The sequence below is a fragment of the Mesorhizobium sp. M4A.F.Ca.ET.020.02.1.1 genome, from assembly GCF_004022645.1.
Classification (GTDB): domain Bacteria; phylum Pseudomonadota; class Alphaproteobacteria; order Rhizobiales; family Rhizobiaceae; genus Mesorhizobium.
In genome coordinates this window covers 1-5,583 of sequence record NZ_RZOI01000399.1, presented here as the reverse complement: position 1 = coordinate 5,583, position 5,583 = coordinate 1, and the positions used below count along the sequence as shown (strand labels likewise).

Annotated in this window: 5 protein-coding genes and 5 pseudogenes; 4 read left to right on the top strand and 6 right to left on the bottom strand. The window is 60.8% G+C overall.

The window, feature by feature from the left end; genetic code table 11:
- On the top strand, positions 1–361 hold a 361-nt coding region (locus EN742_RS22270; protein ID WP_128333277.1), incomplete at its 5' end, for a M24 family metallopeptidase.
- Here EN742_RS22270 and EN742_RS39520 read toward each other — a convergent pair.
- From EN742_RS39520 to EN742_RS38220, 6 genes and pseudogenes are all read right to left on the bottom strand, one after another.
- Positions 276–485: pseudogene (locus EN742_RS39520) on the bottom strand (hypothetical protein); the annotation flags it as partial. The gene EN742_RS22270 and the pseudogene EN742_RS39520 sit on opposite strands and share 86 nt — an antisense overlap.
- Before the next feature lie 39 nt (positions 486–524).
- Positions 525–1,394, bottom strand: a pseudogene (gene istB, locus EN742_RS22260) (IS21-like element helper ATPase IstB); the annotation flags it as partial.
- A pseudogene (gene istA / locus EN742_RS22255) lies at positions 1,391–2,860 on the bottom strand (IS21 family transposase). The pseudogenes istA and istB, both read right to left, overlap by 4 nt.
- Before the next feature lie 371 nt (positions 2,861–3,231).
- Entirely contained in the window at positions 3,232–3,516 is a 285-nt protein-coding gene (locus tag EN742_RS22250; protein ID WP_245492378.1) for a hypothetical protein, read from the bottom strand.
- A pseudogene (locus tag EN742_RS22245) lies at positions 3,468–3,698 on the bottom strand (transposase domain-containing protein); the annotation flags it as partial. The gene EN742_RS22250 and the pseudogene EN742_RS22245, both read right to left, overlap by 49 nt.
- Complete coding sequence (locus EN742_RS38220) at positions 3,698–4,009, bottom strand: hypothetical protein (RefSeq protein ID WP_128333276.1); 312 nt, start codon at positions 4,007–4,009, stop codon at positions 3,698–3,700. The gene EN742_RS38220 and the pseudogene EN742_RS22245, both read right to left, overlap by 1 nt.
- Between EN742_RS38220 and EN742_RS22235 the strand changes: the two genes are divergently transcribed.
- The 3 genes and pseudogenes from EN742_RS22235 to EN742_RS38760 form a co-directional block, all read left to right on the top strand.
- Complete coding sequence (locus EN742_RS22235; protein WP_128178386.1) at positions 4,008–4,196, top strand: hypothetical protein; 189 nt, start codon at positions 4,008–4,010, stop codon at positions 4,194–4,196. The genes EN742_RS38220 and EN742_RS22235 overlap by 2 nt on opposite strands.
- Positions 4,183–4,710: pseudogene (locus EN742_RS22230) on the top strand (recombinase family protein); the annotation flags it as partial. The gene EN742_RS22235 and the pseudogene EN742_RS22230, both read left to right, overlap by 14 nt.
- A gap of 621 nt (positions 4,711–5,331) precedes the next feature.
- Positions 5,332–5,583 (top strand): hypothetical protein (locus EN742_RS38760; RefSeq protein WP_210214474.1); only part of this gene is annotated, 252 nt, incomplete at its 3' end.

Genomic DNA, 5,583 nt, shown 5'->3' with positions numbered 1-5,583 from the left:
GCTCTACCGATACGCCTACGATGAGTTGCACACCAACATGAAGCTTATCCGCGCTGGGCTCAGCATGAAGGACCTGCAGGCCGAGGCCTGGCCGGTACCCGAGGAGTTCCACGAGCAGGCATACACCTGCGTAATTCACGGCGTAGGAATGTGCGATGAATACCCGCAGGTTAAACCAATCTTCAGAGGTCCGATCGCGTATGATGCCACGCTTGAGGCCGGAATGGTCGTTTGTGTTGAATCTTACATTGGCGCTGTCGGGGAACGTGACGGGGTTAAGCTTGAGGAACAGGTGCTTGTAACTCGCGATGGGTTCGAATTGCTGTCAACCTATCCTTTCGAAGAGCGTCTCCTGGGCTAGATGTTTGGTCCCAGATTTGCTGGAGCGGATTGAGCTTGAAGCGTTCGGGCTGTGCGGCCCAAACCTTGCAGATGAACTCATAGGGTGTGAGGCCTTTGAGGGTCTTGAGCGTGCGACCGAAGTTGGCGCGACAATCTGGATGAGACGGTAGCGACAATCTGGATGTCGCGGTCATAAGGACGTTACCATGTTGATTGTCGCTGGCAAGGTTTTCATCGTTTTCTGATTGCCGCTGCGCGACAAACTGGGGTGTGTTTTGGATTGTCGCGAAGGGAGCCGGTCGTCCTCTTTGGCGTTTTCCTGAAGCGCGGACCGTCTTCTGTAGCTCTCGACTTTCATCTCGAAGATCGTTGCGTGATGAACGAGGCGGTCCACCGCGGCGAGCGTCAGGGCAGGATCTGGAAAGACCCCGTTTCATTCACCGAAGGGCTGGTTCGCGGTGATGATAATGGATCGTCGCTCATAGCGTGCGGTGATGAGTTCGAAGAGCACGCTGGTTTCGGCCTGGTCCTTGGTGACGTAGGCCAGATCGTCGAGGATGAGCAGATCGAACTTGTCGAGCTTGTCGATGGCGGTTTCGAGCTGGAGTTCGCGGCGGGCGACCTGCAGCTTCTGGACGAGATCGGCGGGTGAACAGCACCCGCCAGCCGTTCTCGATCAGTGCGAGGCCGATGGCTGCGGCGAGATGGCTCTTGCCGCCGCTGGGCGGCGATATTGGCCACCTTGGCGAGCCAACCGGCGGCGATCGCCATGACCTGGGCCTTGGAGACCATCGGCACGGCGTCGAAGATGAAGCTGTTGAGGGTCTTTCCAGGCGGCAGATGGGCCTCGGCAAGATGCCTTTCGATCCTGCGGTGGTCGCGCTCGGCCAGCTCATGCTCGGCGATGGCCTGAGGAAGCGGGCGGCGGGCCATCCCTCCCGATCGGCCTGCTCGGCAAATTGCGGCCAGAGTGTCTTGATCGTCGGTAGCCGGAGCTCATTGAGCATAATGCCGAGCCGGGCTTCGTCGATGCCATGAGTGCTCTTCTTCATGCGACCTCTCCCGTATAGGCCGCACCGATCAGGGCCTCATAGCCACTGAGGGATGCCAGATGCACGTTGATGGTCGGCAGGCATGCTGGGTCTGGACCGAAGAGCGCACGCAAGGCGGTCAGGTCAGGCAGTTCACCGGCATCGAGCGTTCTGCCGAGTTCCTCGGCCAGTTCACGCTCGCAGCGGCGATCCTGAGCCAGCGCCAGCATTTCGACCGTGATCTTGCAGGCCTGTCTGTCGGGCAGTTTGTCGATGAGCATGTCGAAGGCCCTGCGATATTCCTGCCGCGGGAAGAGCTTGTCCCGGTAGACGAGATTGAGGAGCGCCATCGGCTTCTTGCGCAGGGAATTAATGAGTGCCGATAATTGACGACCTGATCGTGCCGTCCATCGGCATGGCTGCGCCCACGAGGCAAGGTCATCAGATGCGTCCCGCCGATGAAGACCTCGAGACGATCGTTGAAGAGACGCACGCGCAGTTTGTGGCCAATCAAGCGGGATGGCACGGTGTAGAAGAGCTTGCGCAAGGTGAAGCCGCCGGTGCGCGACACGGTGACAGCCACCTCCTCGAAGTCCGTAGTGCGGCGTTCGGGAAGCTCCTGCAAATGAGGGCGCTCGGCGTCGATGCGCTTGCCGAGTGCGGCATTGCGGCGGCTGACGATCTCATCGATGAAGGCGCGATAGGTGCCGAGATCGTCGAAGTCCCTGGCGCCTAGCATCAGCAGAGCGTCGCGGACGACGTTCTTGAGATGGCCATGGGAGCTTTCGATCGAGCCGTTCTCATGCGCAACGCCCTTGTTGTTGCGGGTCGGGGTCACCCGGTAATGGGCGCACAGTTCCTCATAGCGATGCGTGAGATCGGCCTTGGCATCCGCATCGAGGCTGCGGAAGGCCGCCGACAGGCTGTCGCTGCGATGATAGAGCGGCGCGCCGCCGACCGACCACAGCGCGTTCTGCAGGCCTTCCGCCAGAGCGACGAAGCTCTCGCCGCCAAGGATGACATGGGTGTGCTCGAAGCCCGACCAGACGAGCCGGAAGTGATAGAGCAGATGATCGAGCGGCTGACCGGCGATCGTCACGCCGAGCTTGCTCATGTCGGTAAAATCCGAAAGCCCCAGCCGGCCGGGTTCATGGGTCTGGCCGAAGATCACCTCCTGTTCCTGACCGTGAACGGCTCGCCATGCTCGGATGCGCCGCTCAAGCGTGCGGCGAATGCCTTCGGACAACTCCGGATGCCGCCGCAGCATCTCGTCATACCGCGACCGCCCGGATCCCGGGAGTAGCCTCGAGAAGCGGAACGACTTCGGCGTCAAAGATATGCTCGAGCGGATCGGGGCGACGGCGCTCACGGGGCTGCTTCTTCTGCGAGGAAAGTCGGGGATCGTGCTCGATGCGGTAGGCTGTCGCCCGGCTGATCGACGCCTTCGCGGCGGCGACTTCGATTGAGTGATTTCGTCGGTACTTCATAAATAGCTTCGTCTGATGATCGGTTAGCTGGCGACCCGGCACAAAGGTGATTCTCCATCCAGAAAATCACCACCTACCGGGCCGACCGCGATCACAGACGCCGAAAATTTGCGCCGCGGTGGGGGTGCAACTCCGGTCGGGCTATGCCCTCCCCTACGTCACACCCCCACCGCAGAGTCTCATCCTGATTGACGCTGAGTCTCACCTTGTTTGTCGCCGCGCAAATAGCGCAGATTTATCAAAAAGGCTCTCGTCGATCACATCAGATGCCTCGCCTTGGTCGTGCGGTGCACGCATCCGGTGAAGCCCGGTGAAGACCGCAGACGTGCGTATCTGGTGGCCATGAGAACCTGAGCACCGGAGCGCTGGGGTCAAGCTTTCGATGGGGAGACGCGATGATATTCTTCGAGGAGGAGTTTGATCTCCTCGAAGCCTTCATCGGTGAAGGCCAAGATCCCGTCGTCATCCTTGGCGCCGTACACCCAGATGACGCCGTCCTCGGACTCGAGACCGAGGGTCAGGTCGTGGATGAGCGCTTCGCTGACGCCGAGGTCCCTGGCGACACGTTCGACGGTGTAGACGTGATGCACCTTATTGCGCTGCATGATCAGGCCGCCGCTGGTTGGGTCCGCAATTTTGCGGATCTCCAATTCCACGGCAGCAAATCATCGATCCGATGGGCCGGATAGGCGGGCGGTCGGGCGAGGACGTCGGCGAGCCAGGCCTGCGGGTCGATATCGTTCATCTTGGCGCTGACGATCAGGCTGTAGAGAATGGCCGCGCGCTGTCCGCCGCGATCGGAACCGCAGAACAGCCAGGACTTTCTTCCGAGAGCCATCACGGGGTCATTCTGCCCATGTTGGGCAGGAGGTCGAAGTCCATTATCCTTGGCACCCGTATTTCGGACGTCGGCTTCGCTACGAGAACAGCGAAGAGCGCGCCAACGGCCGGATCATTCATCTCGTCGTTGCGCCCGGGCATGTCATTACCGCTCCCGCCTGGATGATCGATCCCGTGGCTTGCGCGGCGATGGACCTGGGCTCCCCGCGCGTATCGCTTGCTGCGCTGCTTGAGCTTCACAAGCTCTTGATCGAACGCCGTTTCCGGCGAGGCTCTCCGGATAGTTTCACCATCGCGGAGGCGCAACATGAGAACTCTGCCACCCCCGACACGATCTCTCGTGGTCGTTCGCCAACTCAGCTTGCCGCTCGACTCGCAGAAGCTGAACGGGCTGAGTTCAGCGCAACGGACGATAGTGATCGCCCGGCTCGCCAACGTACTGATGGCCGCCGCCGGCGTGGCAACGGAGGAGGAGAGCTGCGATGACGAGCGGTAATCTGATTCCGACTGCCGTCCTCAAGCGCAAGGCCGTCGTCTATGTGCGTCAGTCCACTCAGGCGCAGGTCCAGCTCAACCTTGAGAGCCAGCGTCGGCAATATGAGCTTGTCGACGTCGCGCGGCGCTGGGGATTCCGCAAGGTAGAGGTGATCGACGAGGATCTGGTACGAACCGCAAGCGGGGCTGTCGAGCGCACCGGTTTCGAGCGCCTGGTCGACGATCTGTGCACCGGCCATGTGGGCGCCGTGCTTTACCTGGAGGCGTCCCGCCTGTCGCGCAACGGGCCGGACTGGCATCGGCTGCTCGAGTTGTGCGGCGAAGTCGATGCCCGCGTGATCGATCTGGACAGAGTCTATGATCCGGGATTTCCGAACGACCGCCTGCTGCTCGGTATGAAGGGCAGCATCAGCAAGTTCGAGCTCGGCGTGCTGCGTGCCCGCATGTACGAGGCCGCCCCCGCCAAGGCACAGCGCGGGGAACTGCGCATCTCCGTGCCCTTCGGCTATGTCTGGCGAAGGTCATGGTCTTCCGGCGCCGATGCGGCACCTTTTAGGCGCTGGCCGCGCGGCGCCCAGCCCCGGAGCGGAGCCATGCCTCGAGGACTTCGAGGCCAAATTGGGGGCCAAGTATCCCGCGCACGCTCATGCCGCGCGCATACGGATACGATCTTGGCGTCGTGTGAGGGTCGGGATCGAGCATTTTTGACCAGGATATCAATCCTGCCAAAATTCTGAACAACCTCATCAACGAATGCACGAACCGAAGCCTCCTTCGTGACATCAAGAGGTAGGAAAGCGAGCCTCTGGTGGCTGCTGGCGGGCGGCGAGTGCTCGCCAATCAAGTCGCCGACGACAACAATTGCCTCCTCCTCAGCAAGCCGCTCGGCAATCGCCCGCCCTATGCCTCGGTTGCCTCCGGTTACGATGGCGACTTTGCCTGAAAGCCGATTCCCCATGCAACCCTCCCCCTGCTATGAAGCCACTCTATCGGAACAGCAACTCCGCGATCTGCTTGGCCTCGTCACCGAAAGGTGGATGCGCAGCTTAATCGCTGTTGCGGCGGGGTGTCGGATCGTCATCACGGTGATCGCGGTGGGCGACTAAACTGTTCCTCCGCAACTGGATGAACTTGGTATGGACATCGCCTTTACTCTGCTGATGATTGTGAGCATTGACGCGTACCCCTGGGCGCCTTCGGCAAACCGGGATCTGCGGAAACTCATCCTGATTGCCTGCATCCGCCACTCGCACTATGCTTCCACTCTGCTGGAATCTTTGAGAATGTTAGAGCAACCGCCGTACGGCGGCAATGACATGGTCCTTGGTCGGGAAGAAGCCCTTCTCGAGGGCAGGACTGAAAGGGACGTGAATATCGGGTGCGCTCAG